The organism is Butyricimonas muris, assembly GCF_046365375.1.
Classification (GTDB): Bacteria; Bacteroidota; Bacteroidia; order Bacteroidales; family Marinifilaceae; genus Butyricimonas; species Butyricimonas muris.
On the sequence record NZ_JBKEIT010000002.1, the window covers coordinates 195,994 to 210,826 of the forward strand.

Genomic DNA, 14,833 nt, shown 5'->3' on the forward strand with positions numbered 1-14,833 from the left:
GTTGCTTGATTGCGGATGCAAATGTAGTGCATTTTTTGAATACTGCAAAAGATTCGAAATATTTTTTCCAAGAAAAATAGATAAAGATAATTTTTTAGGAACAGAGGAATTGAGAAAAGAGTGAACTTTTATGTGTAAGAAGCGATGTAATGTGTTGAATATTTGTCGAGTGGAGGTATCAGTTATATCAGATTCTTCCGAATATCCCAAGGTTATCCTACCGTAATAATATCTCATGAAACTTACCGGACGGTTATATCTTACTTGCATCACCTATCGGTAACGGTGATGTAAGCGGGAGATAAGCTACCTGTGACCGTGTAGAGGTAGTAGAACTTTAGGAATAGGGTATGAATATACTATTTGGAGCATAAAGTGGCAGAAATATGAGAATTGTCCGATAATTTAAAAATATGAATTGATATATTAAAAAACGAATTTGAGGACTTGATTTTTTTTGTGAGCTTGCTTAATTTTGCGAACTGATTATTTTATAATTCTTAAACGAAAAGAAAGATGAAAAATTTGTTATGGGCAATAATAGCCATGGTAATGTGCTTATTTGCAGCTTGTAGTGATGATGATGATGACAAAACTCCGCAAGGGCCGACGATGACATACGCCGGGAAATTACCTTCCAAAGTCGGGAATTACTCTTTCGTGTATGATGACAACGGTCGCTGTATTCAAGTTAAAAGCGGTTCTTATGTGTTGGGAGAGATTGATTATGACAAGGGAATTTTAATCTCTGATGACGAGGAGGCTAAAGTGTCGTTTACCGGTAAGGGATATATCAAAAGTATTAAAGCATCGTGGGATTATAAGGATGAAGATGGTAGTTATAAAGGAAGTGGAGAGATTTCTTTTTCTTATAACGGAGATGGTCAGCTAACGTCTTATTCGGAATCTTCTAGCGAGAGTGGTAAGGAAGACGGGGAAAGTTATTCTTATAAGGGGACTTATAACGCAACCTACACGTGGAAAAACGGAAACTTGGTTAAGGTCGTGACCAAGGAGACGGATACGGAGGATGGTGAGAAGTCGGAAGCCGGTTCCACTTGCACGATTGAGTATGGCGACCAGAAAAATGAACTGGGGCAATACTCTGTGGGATTAGCAGACGTTCTTGACATGGAGGATGCGGATATTTTCGCGCATGTCGGTATGCTGGGAAAGGCATCGTCTTATTTCCCGGTTTCATACACGGAGGAGTGGTACGAGAAAGATTCGGATGGATACGAAAACGAGGGGACGGATGACAGTAATATGACATACTCTTTCAATTCAGATGGGACCATTGCAACGGAGTATGTCAATGGAACATCATATAATTATTCTTATATCACCTATGATGAAGATGATTCTTTAGGACGGTCTTTAGTGTTCGAGGATAATTCTGATGCCAAGAGTTTGAACTTCCGTTCATTCTTTATGCGTCACCGTGGTAGAAAGTAGTTTTTAGAAATTTTGGAAACGAGTATCCATTTTTGAACGTGGATACTCGTTTTTTTATTCTTGTTTCTTTTTTACTTTGTCGATAAATATCGTGTCGAAAAGTTCGCCGCGGGTGAGTTTGCCGTTTTGAAGGCAAATGGCTTCAATTCGCCCTCTCGCACACAGCGTTTGTTCCGGGAGCTTGTAGATGTCTTCAAAGAATATCAGTTTGACTCCTTCCCTTTCGTAGGCGACTTTCACGACAAAACGGTCACTGCCCCGAAGCGGGTGTTTGTAGGAGATGTCTATACGGGCGACCATGACGTCGATGCCTTGGTCGTGCAGGGCGGAAAAGCTGGTTCCGGTGGTTTCCAAAAATTCATGACGGGCATGCTCCATGTAGTGCTGGTAGTTGGAATTATTTACCACGCCTTGCAGGTCGCACTCGTAGTCCCGTACTTTCATTTCTATTTCAAATTCAAATTCTCTCATGATTATAAGCCTAACGATTCGTTGATAAGAATGATTTTTACCCGTTTCCGCGGGAATGATTTCTCTGTAATGGTCCACGTGTTGCATATCCGGTCGGTACTCTGGCAATTCATGCAGGTTTTGGTTTTCTGGCAAGGAGTATGCAGGTTCGTGTGACGGATGGCATTCAATGGTGCTGCCACGGTGCGGATGCGTTCCATGGCTTGCTCGATGTTCTCGACAATTTTGTTGGTACCGATAAAAAGAGCGACGTGCTCGGGACCGAAAGTGAGTCCCGCTACCCGGTTGCCTACCATGTCGATATTGACAAGTTGTCCTTGTTGCGTGAGGGCGTTCGTGCCCGTGAGGAACAGGTCGGCGTGGAGGGCTTGGCGACGCCAGTAAGTTTTTTGTGCCCGGCTATATCCTTCTTGAAAGGTGCGGATGAGGATGCATTCGGGATTATTGGCGATCTCGTCCAAAACGCCAGTGGCTTTCATGGTCATGGAATCTCCCCACGACACGGTGGCGGGTTTTATTTTCTCGAAAATCTCCTTGAAGAAAATTTCTTTTGCTTCTTCCTTGTTTTCGGCGTAATAAACCTCGAAATGGTTGCTTTCCAAGGCTTTTATCGTGCGGGTTATGATTTCTTTTTCCATAGAGTCGTTTTTTTATTGTTTTCGCCCGTAGAGCTTTTTACTCAAGATGTTACAAGATGTAATGCAACTTTTTGTATGCCGGACACGTTATTGTGTTTGAAGTAACAAAGATAGTGAATCGTTGATTTTTTTGTATTTTCGCGAGAGATATTCTGTTCTGAAATGAATTATTAATCAATTAAAACCTTGATGATGAGGAAAGTGTTTTTGCTTTTACTTTTGGTGGCTTGTTACACGGGAGTTTTCGCGCAGTTGGCGTTGAAGTCTGAGAAAGGGGATTTTGAGGCACGTTTGATTGGTCGGGCATTGTTTGACGGGGGAGTGTTTTTTAGTGATAAGACCTCGTTGGGAAATGCCGCGGAGGTGTATGATTTGAGGCTGGGGACGGTGGTGCGTTTCCTTGAGCGTTGGACGGGGAAGATTGAAGTGGGATTTGCCAAGAGCAAAGTATCCATGAAAGATATTTTTATAGAATACCGTGACGGGAAGAATCTGTTCCGGGTGGGACATTTTTTTGAACCTTACTCGTTGGAGTACCGCATCGGGAGTTCGGATATGAAGTTCAACGGGGCGGCAGTGACCGGAATCGCTTTCGGTGACCGTCGTAAGTTGGGAGCGAGTTATACGTACAATGTTGACCTCTTGAATATTTCTGCCGGGGTATTTAGCGATAAAGATGTGGATAACACGGAGAAAGGTGACGAGGGATATGCTTTGTCGGGGCGGGTGCTGTATCGTCCTTATCTGAATGGCGAAGACGTGATGCATATCGGGTTTTCTTCCCGGTTTAGCGCGTTGGGGGATGCGGAGGAGAGTAAGGTGGTGTATTCTGCCGGGGCTCCTTCCAATTTGATTCCGGAGAAGTTTTTGCGTGCCGACGTGACGGATGCTATCAATGAATGGCGGTTCGGTGCGGAGGTTGTCATGGTGCTTGATAAATGGTACGTGCAGAGCGAATACTTGTTGGCTCACGTGAATCGTCGGGCGGCAGTGGAGAATTATAATGGCGACGGTTGGTATGCGCAGGTCGGTTATGCTTTGTTGAACGGGCGTTACGCTTATAATAAAGAGAGTGGTATGGCGGTTGCCCCGGGAGAAAAGTGCTTGGAGCTTTTGTGTCGTTATAATATCACGAATATGAACGATAAAGATGCCGGAATCATGGGGGGCAAGCAAAATGACTTGTCTGTCGGTGGTATTTATTATTTTAATAAATACGTTTCGGCAAAGATGAGTTATAGTCTGGTGAGTTTGGATAAACATGCTCAAGAGGGAGGGAAACAGACGTTTAGTATGATTCAAGGGAGAATCCAGTTGAGCTTCTAAACAATTGAAAGTTGAAAATTGAAAATGAAGGGATTGCTTCGGGCGGCAAGGGGAGTAGTGTTGGAATGTGGGGTGAAATCTAAAATCTAAAATTTAAAATCTAAAATTATTCGATGCGTGTTTGTATAGCGGAAAAGCCGAGTGTGGCGAAAGAGATTGCGGAGGTGTTGGGAGCCAAAGTGCGTCGGAATGGTTATTTCGAGGGGAATGACTATTGCGTGACGTGGACATTCGGGCATCTTTGTTCGTTACAGGAACCGCACGAGTACACGGAAAAGTGGAAGTTCTGGAATTTGTCGGTACTGCCGATGATTCCGTCCTCGTTTCGAATCAAGTTGATTGATGACGAGGGGATTAAACGGCAGTTTGCTGTTATCGAGGAGTTGTTCAATCGGGCGGAGATGGTGATAAATTGCGGTGATGCCGGACAGGAGGGAGAGTTGATACAGCGGTGGGTGATGACAAAGGCGAAGTGCAAGGCTCCGGTGAAACGGTTGTGGATTTCGTCGTTGACGGAAGAGGCAATCAAGGAGGGGTTTGATAAGTTGATGGACGCGAAGGATTTTGACACGTTGTATGCGGCGGGTTCGGCAAGGGCTATCGGCGATTGGTTGTTGGGAATGAATGCCACGCGGGCCTACACGTTGCGTTACGGTAACGGGAAAAACGTGTTGTCAATCGGGCGGGTACAGACGCCCACGTTGGCGTTGATCGTGGATAGGCAAAAGGCGATAGAGCAGTTCAAACCCGAAACTTACTGGGAGGTGCGGACGGATTACCGGGGAGGTTGGTTTTCTTACACGAAAGGACGTTTCACGGTGAAAGAGGAGGCGGAAGGCTTCATGCGGGAGATTACGCCTTTGGAGTTGGAAATCAAGAGCTCGGAACGCAAAAAGGCAATGGAGCATCCCCCGAAATTGTTCGACTTGACATTGTTGCAGGTGGAGTGTAACCGGAAGTTTGCTTTCTCGGCAGACACGACGTTGAAGGTGATACAGTCGCTTTACGAGAAAAAATTGACGACTTATCCCCGCGTGGACACGAATTTTTTACCGAATGATATATACCCGAAGGCCTCGGGAATACTGAAAGGGTTAAAACCTTACGCAACATTGGTCGATCCTGTATTGAACGGGGAAAAGCTGCGAAAATCGGCGAAGGTATTCAACGATAAGAAAATCACGGACCACCACGCTATCATTCCTACCGGGGTGTTCAGTTATGACATGACGCCCGACGAGAAGCGGGTGTATGATTTGGTAGCCCGACGTTTTATCGCGGTGTTCTACCCGGATTGTGAGATTGCCAATACAACGGTGATGGCGCAAGTGGGTGAACATGAATTTAAGGCGACCGGGAAACAGATTATTAATCCTGCATGGCGGGTGGTGTTTCCGGCGGCATCCAACAAACAGAGTGACGAGAACGTGTTGCCCGTGTACGAGGTGGGGGAGAAAGGACCACATACGCCGGAGTTGCAGGAGAAAGAAACGCAGCCGCCAAAGTATTACACAGAGGCGGATTTGTTGCGTGCCATGGAAACTGCTGGGAAACAGGTGGAGGACGAGGAATTGCGGGACTTGATGAAAGAGAACGGGATTGGTCGACCATCTACGCGGGCGGGTATTATCGAGACGTTGTTAAAGCGGGGATATATTCGCAAGGATAAGAAGCGACTGGTGGCGACGTCAACGGGAGTGGAGTTGATTGACACGATACAGAATGATTTGTTGAAGTCGGCGGAATTGACGGGACAGTGGGAGAAGAAGTTGCGGATGATAGAGGACGGGACTTATCAGATTGCTGATTTTATGGAGGAGTTGAAGGTGATGGTGAATGAGCTGGTGCATGTTGTCAAATGTTCGCCCCGGAAGGCAATCACGGTGGAGGTTGCCGAGGAAGTGAAAAAGGATGAACCGAAAAAGGAGAAAACTCCCCGGAAGAAAAAGGAGCCGGCGGAGCCTGTCGTGCTGAAATGCCCGAAGTGCGGGAACGGCGACGTAATCAAGGGACGGACTGCTTGGGGGTGTAGTTTGTACCGGAAGTCATGTGATTTTCTTATTCCCATGGAATTTTTTGGGAAAAAATTAACACCGAAGCAAGTCGAGGTGTTGGTGTTAAAGTCTAAAACGGGTGTGTTGACCGGTTTTAAAAACGAGGATGGCAGTACGTTTAGCGGTGTTTTGCGTTTGGACGACACTTGCAAGGTGGTCGTGGATAAGAAATAGGGTGTATTAAATCTATCTTAAATCCTTTTTCCAAGGATGTGTTATCGGTTTTTATTCTTTAGATTTGTGAAACGATAACATAAATGAAGAAAACAATGAGATTAAAACATTATTTGTCCTGTATGTTGCTTTTGCTGGTGTTCGCGGGAGTGAATGCCCAAGAGAAAAAAGGAGAGTTGAAAGCCGGAGATCAGTCACCCGTTTTCAAGTACACGGATATTAACGGCAAGGAAGTTTCCTTGAATGATTTGAAAGGGAAATATGTCTATATCGACGTGTGGGCAACGTGGTGTGGTCCTTGTAAGGCAGAGTTACCTCATTTGAAGGAGTTGGAGAAAAAGATGCACGGCAAGAAAATTGTTTTCGTGAGTATTTCTTGCGATAAGGATAAAGCTGCATGGGAAAAAATGGTAAAAGAGAAAGAATTGGGCGGGGTTCAATTGCATAATGGTGGAGATCAGGAGTTTATGAAGGCTTATCTTATTACGGGTATTCCTCGCTTTATACTTTTGGATAAGAAGGGAAAGATAGTGAATGCGAAAATGACTCGCCCCTCGAATCCGGAAACAGAAAAAACACTGAATGCACTGAAAGGAATCTAATAATTTTAGATTTTAGATTTTAAATTTTAGATTTTTGATTTCAGCCGCAGGGGCCGGAGTTTATCATTCTAAATTCTGAATTTTAAATTCTAAATTAAAACTTATTTCTGTCGCTTGGCGACATTTTTAGATGAGCGGACCTTAGGGATGTGGTCCGCTTTTCTTATTCCACGTCGTGACCGAAAGGTGTCAGGGCTAGTCCGGCGAGTTTAAAATGCTGCATGCCGAAGGGGATGCCGATGATGGTGATGCAGAAGATTACCCCGAAGAGTATGTGCGACAGGAATATCCATATCCCGCCGATAAAGAACCAGATGACATTCATCAAAAAGGATAGACAACCGCTGCTTTGTGGAATATCGACAACCTTGCTGCCGAACGGCCATAGTGCCAACACGCCGAGTTTCAAGGTTTGCAACCCGAAAGGGATACCTATAATAGTGATGAATAGTCCCACGCTGGAAACGAAGTACTCAATGGCGATGAATAGTCCGCCGAAGACTACCCAGATAATATTTCCTAAGATTTTCATGTTTATTGTATTAATATTTAAACTGCCTCACCAAAGATACGATAAAGAAAACAAAAAGGAAAATAATGTCGTAAGAATATGGAGTTTATAAGGTTCATAAGGTTTGTAAGGTTCATAAAGTGGATGAGCTACCAAACAAATGTTTTCCGGAAAGAACTTTATAAACTTTATAAACTTTATGGACTTTATGAACTTTATAAACTGATTATATGATCGAGCATTTGACCAAAGATAGCTTTAAACAGAAAGTGTTTGACTACCAAGATAGCGGGAGATATAAGTTTGAGGGGGAGCGTCCTGCATTGATAGATTTTTACGCGAACTGGAGCGGTACGTGTAAGACCATTGCCCCGATTCTGGAGGAGTTGAAGCGGGAGTACGAGGGGAAGATTGATATTTATAAGGTGGATAGTGAAGTGGAACGGGAACTGGCACGGGCGTTTCGGGTACATAGTATTCCTACCTTACTGTTCGTGCCTATGCTGGGGCAGCCGCAATTGGGACGGGGGGCTCTGTCGAAAGGAGAATTGATGAAGTACGTGAAGGAAGTTTTTAACGTGTAAGCGTTTGTCTTCGGCAAGTTGCCGGTTGTAAGTTGGCAGGTTACAGGTTGTTTGACTGTGCAGAACCTGCGGGGATGTTTTTCATTTTCACGTTTTTTCATTTTACCATTTATATTATTACCTTTGCGGCTTGTTTTTAACAAGGTAGCATTATGGAAAAGGTGTTCAGTCCGAAGCTGTTCGGTTTAATTAAAGATGGTTCCGTGAAGAAGAATCTTTCTAAGGATATTCTCGCGGGAGTAGTAGTGGGAATCGTGGCGATTCCGTTGGCAATTGCGTTTGCCGTGGCTTCCGGGGTATCTCCGGAGAAAGGTATTATAACGGCTATCGTTGCCGGTTTTTTGATTTCGTTGCTGGGGGGAAGCCGGGTACAAATCGGTGGTCCCACGGGAGCTTTTATTGTTATTATTTACGGGATTATCCAACAGTACGGGATTGACGGTATGATTATCGCCACGATATTGGCGGGGGTGATTATGATTGGATTCGGGTTATTACGGTTGGGTACGTTGCTGAAATTTATCCCGCATCCCTTGATTGTCGGTTTTACTTCAGGAATCGCATTGGTGATTTTCTCGACGCAGATATCCAATGCCTTGGGGTTGACGCTCGCGGAGGTACCGAGTAGTTTTATCGGGAAATGGGGAGCTTATTTCAGTAATATCAACACGGTGAATTGGTATGCCGTGGGAATCACGGTCGTGACAATATTGATTACCGTGTATATGCCGAAGATTACATCACGGGTACCGGGTTCTTTCGTGGCGATATTGGTTATTACTCCTCTTGCTATGTTTTTGCCGGAGAATTCCGTGACGACTATCGGGTCGTTGTTCGGGGAGATTAAGTGTAATTTCGCTCCGACTTTTCCGACGATAGATTGGGGGAATTTGTCTTATTACCTGCAACCGGCACTGACGATAGCCATACTGGGCTCGATTGAGTCGTTGCTGTCCGCCGTGGTGGCTGATGGTATGATTAGTGGTCGTCATCGTTCCAACACGGAGTTGATAGCGCAAGGTATTGCCAATATAGCCTCTCCTTTGTTCGGGGGTATCCCTGCCACGGGAGCTATTGCCCGTACGGCAACTAACGTGAAGAACGGGGGACGTACCCCGGTGGCGGGAATGACGCATGCCGTGGTTTTGTTGTTGATTATGTTGTTTTTCGGGAAATGGGCTTCTTTGATTCCCATGTCCTGTTTGGCGGGTATTTTAATCGTGGTTTCTTATAACATGAGTGAATGGCGGTCGTTCCGTTCCATATTGCGGGCTTCGGTGTTCGACGTGGTGATTTTGCTGGTGACGTTCTTCTTGACCGTGTTGGTCGATTTGACTGTGGCTATCGAGATAGGGGTTGTGCTGGCGGCACTTTTGTTCATGAAGCGTATGGCGGATAATGCACCGAAAGAGATTACCGGGGCAACCAATCTGGATCAGGATATTTCCGAGAATTACAAGGATTTACCGAAAGGTTTGGGTATATACGAGATTAGCGGGCCGTTTTTCTTCGGTTCGGCTAAGACTTATTGCGAAACAATTCGTAACTTGGGCGTGAATTATAGTGTGTTGATTATCCGTATGCGGCACGTGCCATTCGTGGATTCTACCGGGTTGAAAAATCTAAGAGAAACTATTCTCCAGTTGACAAAGGAGAACACGAGAATCGTGTTGTCGGGAGTAAGTGAACCGGTGAAGAAGGATTTGTTGAAAGGCGGAATCGGCGAACTTGTCGGGGTCGGGAATATTTACCCGAAGTTCGATATGGCTTTGAGTGCGGCAAAGGAGATGGTCGAGAATAATTAAAAAGATAATATATGAGCGGATTTTTTGGCTGTGTATCTCGTAAGGATTGTGTGGCAGATGTGTTTTATGGTACGGATTACCATTCTCACTTGGGAACGAAGCGTGCCGGTATGGCTTTTTATAACGGGGTGGATTTTAATCGTTCTATCCATAGTTTGGAGAGTGCTTATTTCCGGAATAAGTTCGAGCCGGAGTTGGACAGGTTTTCGGGTTCTACTTTGGGTATCGGGATTATCAGCGATATGGAGTCGCAGCCAATCACGGTGACCTCGCATTTGGGACGTTTCGCGGTTGTGGTCGTGGGGCGTTTGGATAATTTGGACGAGATAGTGGCTCGTTTTTTGGAAGAGCGGAAGCATTTTGCCGAGTTGTCCAGTTCCACGGTGAACCCGACAGAGGCGGTCGCTATGTTGATTAATTCCGGTAATACTTTTAGAGAAGGTATCGAGAACGTGTACAATACGGTCAAGGGGTCGTGTTCTTTTTTGGTCTTGACGGAAACCGGGATTTATGCCGCTCGCGATAAATATGGCAGGACGCCCATCGTGTTGGGGAAAAATGAATTCGGGTACGTGGTGGCAAGCGAAAGTTCATCGTTCACGAATCTCGGGTATTCTATCGTGCGTGATTTGGGACCGCGGGAGGCTTTGCATATCACTCGCGACGGGATTACGCGGATTACCGAGCCGGGGTGCAAGAAACAGATTTGTTCCTTTTTGTGGGTGTATTACGGTTACCCGTCCTCTTATTACGAGGGGATAAACGTGGAGGATGCCCGTTACCGTTGCGGTGCGGCTATTGCCGCGAATGACGACGTGGAGGTGGATTACGCTGCCGGGATTCCGGATTCGGGCGTGGGACACGCTATCGGTTATTCCAATGCCCGTCATATTCCGTATAAACGACCTTTCGTGAAGTACACGCCCACGTGGCCGCGTAGTTTCATGCCGCAAAATCAAGCGATGCGTGATTTGGTGGCGAAAATGAAACTGTTGCCGAACGAGGCGTTCACTCGCGATGCGAAGATTTTATTCTTGGATGATTCGATTGTCCGGGGTACGCAGTTGAAGGATAACGTGGTGAAATTGCGGGAATGCGGGGTGAAGGAAGTGCATATGCGTATTGCTTGCCCGCCGTTGGTGTACCCTTGCGTGTTTTTGAATTTCTCTTCTTCCCGTTCGAATTTTGATTTGTTTACCCGTCGGGTGATTCGGGATTTAGAGGGTACGTCCGATTTGACGGAAGAGATTTTAAAACCGTACACGGACCCCGATTCGGAGAAGTACAAGAAGATGCTGGAGGTGATGGCTCAGCATTTGCAATTGGATTCGCTGAAATTCCAACGCTTGGAGGATATCGTGAAGGCTATCGGGTTACCGAAGGAGGAGCTTTGCACGCATTGTTGGGATAATTCGTCTTATATGTAAGATAAAGGGGAGGTGTGTCAAACACACCTCTAGTCTATAAAGTCCATAAAGTCGAGCCTTCGGCTCCTAAGGTCCATAAAGTCCATGATTTAATGATGCGATAATATTTAGCGTAATGATGTATAAACCACCTGTGCATTTGACCTTACGACATTATGGACTTTCAGACCTTATGGACTAGAGGGTGTGTCAAAACACCCTCTTTTTCATTTGATTATTCCATCGGAATAACATTCTTTATTTATTTCGATGAGCCATTCCCTTACTTCCCCGGCTTCGATTGCGGGTAATATTTCGGAAACTTCTTCCCAATCAAAATGAGTGATATAAAGGATTCTGTCGTGCTCGTCCACGCCGGCAACGTATATTCCGTCTTCACTTCCTTCTCCTCCGATATAGGCTTCGTATGCCAGAGTTTTCATTGCTTCCAGAACAGCTTGTATGCATATTTGCCGTGCTTCCTCGAAATTTTCAACCGTGAGTTCCATTTATTTTTTCTTGTATTTAGCGATGATTTCTTTAATCACTTTTTCTGTCAGTGCTCCTTCACCACGTTCCCCGTGAGGATTGCCTTGCCAGCGTACAATTCCTTCCGGGTCTATGATGATTACCATGGGTATGCTTTCACCTCCATACCGACCGAAGAGTTCGCACTTGGGGTCAGTGGCTTGATGAAATTCTATAGGCGTGTATTTTTCATTCCTTTCTTTTTTTATTTTTTCAATTTGTTTGACTCCTTTTTCCAAGCTAGCTTTAGACTGTAAGGCGATGGCAATGAAAACAGCCTCTTTTTTGAATATTTTGGCGAATTCATTCATGTGGGGGGTAAACTTCACGCAGGGACCGCAACCAGTGGACCAAAAGTCAAGAATGATGAATTTGCCCGTTGTATCGGGCTTTTCGGTTAACCATTCTTTGACTTGTAATGCGGGAGCTTTTTTCCCTAACATAGGTTTGTCCCAGTCAAATTCCTCTTTCTCTTGGGAAAAAGAGGAGGTGATGGTGAAAAGAGCGGATAAAAATAGTAATAATTTTTTCATGTTTAAATCTTTATAAATAATGAATTATGATTTCTTGGATTTTCGTGACTTTTTCTTCTGTTGGTAGTCTTTGAAGAATTGTTCCAGCTTCTCCTCTGTCAAGTTGAATACATTCTTTTCCCCTTGACCTTCTTTGAGCACATAGCCTTCCCATACAACAGTTCCTTCCGGGTCAATCAAGTAGCTCGTGGGCCAGCCTTCGAGTTTAAATATATTATCAATTGTGGCCAAATCGACAATACCGCTATAGTATTGGATGTACGGATCGACCATTAATTTGACGAGGTTTGCTTCTTCACAGGTTAACCCGATCACTTGAAGTTGTTTTTTGTATTTTTTAGCCAGATGATTTTGATAGGGAACCGTGCGGTGTGTTACAGGATAAGCCATGATACACCAGAAATCAACGAGGATGAATTTCCCTTTTAATTTCGGTTGCTTGCTAATCCATTCTTTCACGGTTAAATCCGGAAAATGTTTACCTATAAAGGAAGGTTGTTGCTTCTCTTGTGCTTGAATCCCGAATCTGAATAAACACAGCAATAAGCTGGCGATAAGTACTTTCTTCATTTTTTCTTATAGTGTTTTTTGATTAATTTTTTCAAGAATTTCTCCGTGATGGTTTCTCCTTTCAGCAGGGGGAAGCCTTCATAAATCACTTTTCCCCGGGGATCGAGAATGTAACAGTAACCGGGGATTTTGATTTTGAAGTTCTTCACGGCTTCCGGGGCGTAAGCGTAAGGAAATTCTAATGCCGGTTCGATGTCTGAAATGAATTCGGGTGCATCATCCGATAAACCGATAATATTCAATTTATCCCCAAATTCTTTCGCGAATTTGTTGAAACGAGGAATGTCAATGTAAGCGGCTGTCGGGTTAGAGGTAGACCAAAAATATAGTAATGTTAATTTTTTGTCACTCTTTTTGCTCTCCCGGTTGATCCATTTTTGTACAGGGTACTCCGGAGCCATTTTTCCCAAAAGAGTTGGGGGACGCAAAGCATCAACACTTTCTTGTTCTTGGGCGGAGCATAGGGCTGCGAATAGTAGCCCGACAAGTAATAACCAAATTTTCATCATTCTAGTATTCATTTATTTGTTTGTTATTTAGCATCCCGTACAAAGCGTACGGAAAGCATTTTACCTTTATCGATAGTGAACCGTGCTATTTTACCGGAATTGTAACTTATCTGGCGGCAATAATGGAGATTGCTCTCTTCTGCTTCTGGGGTTGCCGTCCAGTAAAAGCCATATACATAAGTGAAATAAAAACCGTCATTATCTCCCATGCCTCCGGTACGCAGGTTTATCATGAAGCCTTCTTCTTCTTGTAATAGTGTACCGACTGGATTTCCTCTCCAATCGGTTGCGTTTAAATCGCTATTTGACATTCCCATTGCTTTTTCCAATGATTGCCAGTCTTCATCCGTCGGGATGCGCCAGCCTTCCGGACAGAGGATGAATGCTTTTTCGTAGGTATAAAGGCACCCGAATGTTTCGTAATTTTGTTTTTTCTCGATTTCCATATCAATGGGATTTCTGTCGGGGTCATGGCTTATTTCGCATCCGTTTGACGTCGACCATCGGTCTACACTGATGTCGATATTCAAGTTGGTTGTCATCCACTCCAAATTGCCGTAGCGTACCCACGGGAATTCAATTTCTAATTCCTCGTCTTCATACTCGACTACGCCTTTGAACACTCCCTGTGCTTCCGGTTCGATTACCGGTATTTGATTATCGTCATCGTCCGAGCAAGCCCAGCTTAAGGTTAATAAACCGATGACAATGGCTATAAATCGTCTTTTCATATATGTCTTTGTATAAATGTTTAATTTAAAAATTGAAACCGCCTTCAATCAAAAGTTGTTTGAGCATATCATACTTTTTAATTACCAAGGGGTAGTCGCCATACTCGGCTTTAAAGTCTTCTTCGGAGCCCTCGAGAATAGCCGTTAGATATATATCTAAATCAGAATCCATACTATACACTTCAAAATATTCGTACCCGTCATAATAAAAGGATAAAATTCCTGTTGCCATAATAAAGTCCTCCTCGCTCCAGAAGTCATACTGGTAATCATAGAAATCTTTGCCGTAATAGTTTTTTCCGGGAGCATAAAATTCTTGTAATTTATCTCCTGTCAAATATTGGTTTAGGGTTGATTTGACTATTTTTTTAGCAAATTCTTCCGGTTCTTCCTGTAACAGCGATATAGAGATTGCTAAAGCTCGGGGGCCGAAATAGAAGTCTTGTTCTGAGCCTGAATCCCAGTAGCCATCGGTATCTCCTTCTTCAATCCAATACGTGTAGGAGGTGAGGTTATCTATCAACAAGAAGGAATAGGGATAATAGTTCTTGTTCAAGGCTGGTAAAATATATTTTTTGACTAATTCAACAGCCTCTTTTTGTTTTTCGTAACCCGATAGATTCGTGAATGAGAATACCCATTCTGCAGAACTGTTTACACCATACGATAAGTCTATTAATTCTGTGTTATATAATGGATTACCATACACGTCAGTGCCGACATATTCATGTTTCAGCGTGTCCGTGAATAATAGATAACATCCTGTTTCCTCGTGAAATTTTCGACGTAATTCCGACGTGGGGTCTGTGGCTCCTTCTGCCGGGGCGAATAAGTTCGGGAGCGGGGCGTTAGGTTGCAGGCTATCTTCTTTTTCGCACGAAAAACAGCTTAACAAGATAATTCCGTAAAGGATATATGTTTGTAACTTTTTCATGA

16 protein-coding genes are annotated in these 14,833 nt (G+C 44.2%); 7 read left to right on the plus strand and 9 right to left on the minus strand.

Annotated features, from left to right (window positions below; genetic code table 11):
* Nucleotides 1-516 precede the first annotated feature (516 nt).
* Complete coding sequence (locus ACK8P8_RS03795; RefSeq protein ID WP_369859366.1) at nt 517-1,455, plus strand: DUF4595 domain-containing protein; 939 nt, start codon at nt 517-519, stop codon at nt 1,453-1,455.
* 54 nt (nt 1,456-1,509) lie between these two features.
* Here ACK8P8_RS03795 and ACK8P8_RS03800 read toward each other — a convergent pair whose 3' ends face one another.
* Nucleotides 1,510-1,926 carry an acyl-CoA thioesterase gene (locus ACK8P8_RS03800; RefSeq protein WP_186976917.1) on the minus strand — a complete coding sequence of 139 codons (417 nt, stop codon included), beginning with the start codon at nt 1,924-1,926 and terminating at the stop codon, nt 1,510-1,512.
* A gap of 2 nt (nt 1,927-1,928) precedes the next feature.
* Nucleotides 1,929-2,564, minus strand: coding sequence for a lactate utilization protein (locus ACK8P8_RS03805; protein WP_369859365.1), 636 nt, complete (start codon nt 2,562-2,564; stop codon nt 1,929-1,931).
* Between the two features lie 189 nt (nt 2,565-2,753).
* Between ACK8P8_RS03805 and ACK8P8_RS03810 the strand changes: the two genes are divergently transcribed.
* The 3 genes from ACK8P8_RS03810 (at nt 2,754) to ACK8P8_RS03820 (ending at nt 6,720) form a co-directional block, all read left to right on the plus strand.
* Nucleotides 2,754-3,890, plus strand: a complete 1,137-nt coding sequence (locus ACK8P8_RS03810) for an OprO/OprP family phosphate-selective porin (protein WP_227216328.1) — start codon at nt 2,754-2,756, stop codon at nt 3,888-3,890.
* A gap of 113 nt (nt 3,891-4,003) precedes the next feature.
* A complete protein-coding gene (locus ACK8P8_RS03815; RefSeq protein ID WP_369859364.1) occupies nt 4,004-6,118 on the plus strand; it encodes a type IA DNA topoisomerase in 2,115 nt (704 codons plus the stop codon).
* 95 nt (nt 6,119-6,213) lie between these two features.
* On the plus strand, nt 6,214-6,720 hold the full coding sequence (locus tag ACK8P8_RS03820) for a TlpA family protein disulfide reductase (RefSeq protein ID WP_369859363.1): 507 nt from the start codon (nt 6,214-6,216) through the stop codon (nt 6,718-6,720).
* 163 nt (nt 6,721-6,883) lie between these two features.
* Here ACK8P8_RS03820 and ACK8P8_RS03825 read toward each other — a convergent pair whose 3' ends face one another.
* Nucleotides 6,884-7,252 carry a YccF domain-containing protein gene (locus ACK8P8_RS03825; RefSeq protein WP_099290644.1) on the minus strand — a complete coding sequence of 123 codons (369 nt, stop codon included), beginning with the start codon at nt 7,250-7,252 and terminating at the stop codon, nt 6,884-6,886.
* A gap of 209 nt (nt 7,253-7,461) precedes the next feature.
* Between ACK8P8_RS03825 and ACK8P8_RS03830 the strand changes: the two genes are divergently transcribed.
* The 3 genes from ACK8P8_RS03830 (at nt 7,462) to ACK8P8_RS03840 (ending at nt 11,047) form a co-directional block, all read left to right on the plus strand.
* Nucleotides 7,462-7,815 (plus strand): thioredoxin family protein, encoded by a 354-nt coding sequence (locus ACK8P8_RS03830; protein ID WP_227216325.1) that lies wholly within the window; start codon nt 7,462-7,464, stop codon nt 7,813-7,815.
* A gap of 152 nt (nt 7,816-7,967) precedes the next feature.
* Nucleotides 7,968-9,620: a SulP family inorganic anion transporter gene (locus tag ACK8P8_RS03835; protein ID WP_227216323.1), complete on the plus strand. Its 1,653-nt coding sequence runs from the start codon at nt 7,968-7,970 to the stop codon at nt 9,618-9,620.
* Between the two features lie 11 nt (nt 9,621-9,631).
* Nucleotides 9,632-11,047 carry an amidophosphoribosyltransferase gene (locus tag ACK8P8_RS03840; RefSeq protein ID WP_227216321.1) on the plus strand — a complete coding sequence of 472 codons (1,416 nt, stop codon included), beginning with the start codon at nt 9,632-9,634 and terminating at the stop codon, nt 11,045-11,047.
* Between the two features lie 206 nt (nt 11,048-11,253).
* Here the strand turns inward: ACK8P8_RS03840 and ACK8P8_RS03845 are convergent, their stop codons facing one another.
* Genes ACK8P8_RS03845 through ACK8P8_RS03870 form a run of 6 tightly spaced genes read right to left on the minus strand, consistent with a single transcriptional unit; the run spans nt 11,254 to nt 14,831 of the window.
* Nucleotides 11,254-11,535 carry a hypothetical protein gene (locus tag ACK8P8_RS03845; protein ID WP_227216319.1) on the minus strand — a complete coding sequence of 94 codons (282 nt, stop codon included), beginning with the start codon at nt 11,533-11,535 and terminating at the stop codon, nt 11,254-11,256.
* Nucleotides 11,536-12,087, minus strand: a complete 552-nt coding sequence (locus ACK8P8_RS03850) for a TlpA family protein disulfide reductase (RefSeq protein ID WP_369859362.1) — start codon at nt 12,085-12,087, stop codon at nt 11,536-11,538.
* Nucleotides 12,088-12,111: 24 nt separating this feature from the next.
* Nucleotides 12,112-12,657 (minus strand): TlpA family protein disulfide reductase, encoded by a 546-nt coding sequence (locus ACK8P8_RS03855; RefSeq protein ID WP_227216316.1) that lies wholly within the window; start codon nt 12,655-12,657, stop codon nt 12,112-12,114.
* Nucleotides 12,654-13,166: a redoxin domain-containing protein gene (locus tag ACK8P8_RS03860; protein ID WP_227216314.1), complete on the minus strand. Its 513-nt coding sequence runs from the start codon at nt 13,164-13,166 to the stop codon at nt 12,654-12,656. Before ACK8P8_RS03860 ends, ACK8P8_RS03855 begins: the two co-directional genes overlap by 4 nt.
* A gap of 23 nt (nt 13,167-13,189) precedes the next feature.
* A complete protein-coding gene (locus ACK8P8_RS03865) occupies nt 13,190-13,897 on the minus strand; it encodes a fibrobacter succinogenes major paralogous domain-containing protein (protein WP_369859361.1) in 708 nt (235 codons plus the stop codon).
* 25 nt (nt 13,898-13,922) lie between these two features.
* Complete coding sequence (locus tag ACK8P8_RS03870) at nt 13,923-14,831, minus strand: hypothetical protein (RefSeq protein WP_369859360.1); 909 nt, start codon at nt 14,829-14,831, stop codon at nt 13,923-13,925.
* Nucleotides 14,832-14,833: the final 2 nt, after the last annotated feature.

What these genes read in the sequence shown, in the direction of transcription:
- ACK8P8_RS03845 (WP_227216319.1), bottom strand. Translation starts at nt 11,535, where the DNA reads ATGGAACTCACGGTTGAAAATTTCGAGGAAGCACGGCAAATATGCATA.
- ACK8P8_RS03800 (WP_186976917.1), bottom strand. Translation starts at nt 1,926, where the DNA reads ATGAGAGAATTTGAATTTGAAATAGAAATGAAAGTACGGGACTACGAG.
- ACK8P8_RS03815 (WP_369859364.1), top strand. Translation starts at nt 4,004, where the DNA reads ATGCGTGTTTGTATAGCGGAAAAGCCGAGTGTGGCGAAAGAGATTGCG.
- ACK8P8_RS03805 (WP_369859365.1), bottom strand. Translation starts at nt 2,564, where the DNA reads ATGGAAAAAGAAATCATAACCCGCACGATAAAAGCCTTGGAAAGCAAC.
- ACK8P8_RS03820 (WP_369859363.1), top strand. Translation starts at nt 6,214, where the DNA reads ATGAGATTAAAACATTATTTGTCCTGTATGTTGCTTTTGCTGGTGTTC.
- ACK8P8_RS03795 (WP_369859366.1), top strand. Translation starts at nt 517, where the DNA reads ATGAAAAATTTGTTATGGGCAATAATAGCCATGGTAATGTGCTTATTT.
- ACK8P8_RS03870 (WP_369859360.1), bottom strand. Translation starts at nt 14,831, where the DNA reads ATGAAAAAGTTACAAACATATATCCTTTACGGAATTATCTTGTTAAGC.
- ACK8P8_RS03840 (WP_227216321.1), top strand. Translation starts at nt 9,632, where the DNA reads ATGAGCGGATTTTTTGGCTGTGTATCTCGTAAGGATTGTGTGGCAGAT.
- ACK8P8_RS03825 (WP_099290644.1), bottom strand. Translation starts at nt 7,252, where the DNA reads ATGAAAATCTTAGGAAATATTATCTGGGTAGTCTTCGGCGGACTATTC.
- ACK8P8_RS03860 (WP_227216314.1), bottom strand. Translation starts at nt 13,166, where the DNA reads ATGATGAAAATTTGGTTATTACTTGTCGGGCTACTATTCGCAGCCCTA.
- ACK8P8_RS03835 (WP_227216323.1), top strand. Translation starts at nt 7,968, where the DNA reads ATGGAAAAGGTGTTCAGTCCGAAGCTGTTCGGTTTAATTAAAGATGGT.
- ACK8P8_RS03830 (WP_227216325.1), top strand. Translation starts at nt 7,462, where the DNA reads ATGATCGAGCATTTGACCAAAGATAGCTTTAAACAGAAAGTGTTTGAC.
- ACK8P8_RS03865 (WP_369859361.1), bottom strand. Translation starts at nt 13,897, where the DNA reads ATGAAAAGACGATTTATAGCCATTGTCATCGGTTTATTAACCTTAAGC.
- ACK8P8_RS03855 (WP_227216316.1), bottom strand. Translation starts at nt 12,657, where the DNA reads ATGAAGAAAGTACTTATCGCCAGCTTATTGCTGTGTTTATTCAGATTC.
- ACK8P8_RS03850 (WP_369859362.1), bottom strand. Translation starts at nt 12,087, where the DNA reads ATGAAAAAATTATTACTATTTTTATCCGCTCTTTTCACCATCACCTCC.
- ACK8P8_RS03810 (WP_227216328.1), top strand. Translation starts at nt 2,754, where the DNA reads ATGATGAGGAAAGTGTTTTTGCTTTTACTTTTGGTGGCTTGTTACACG.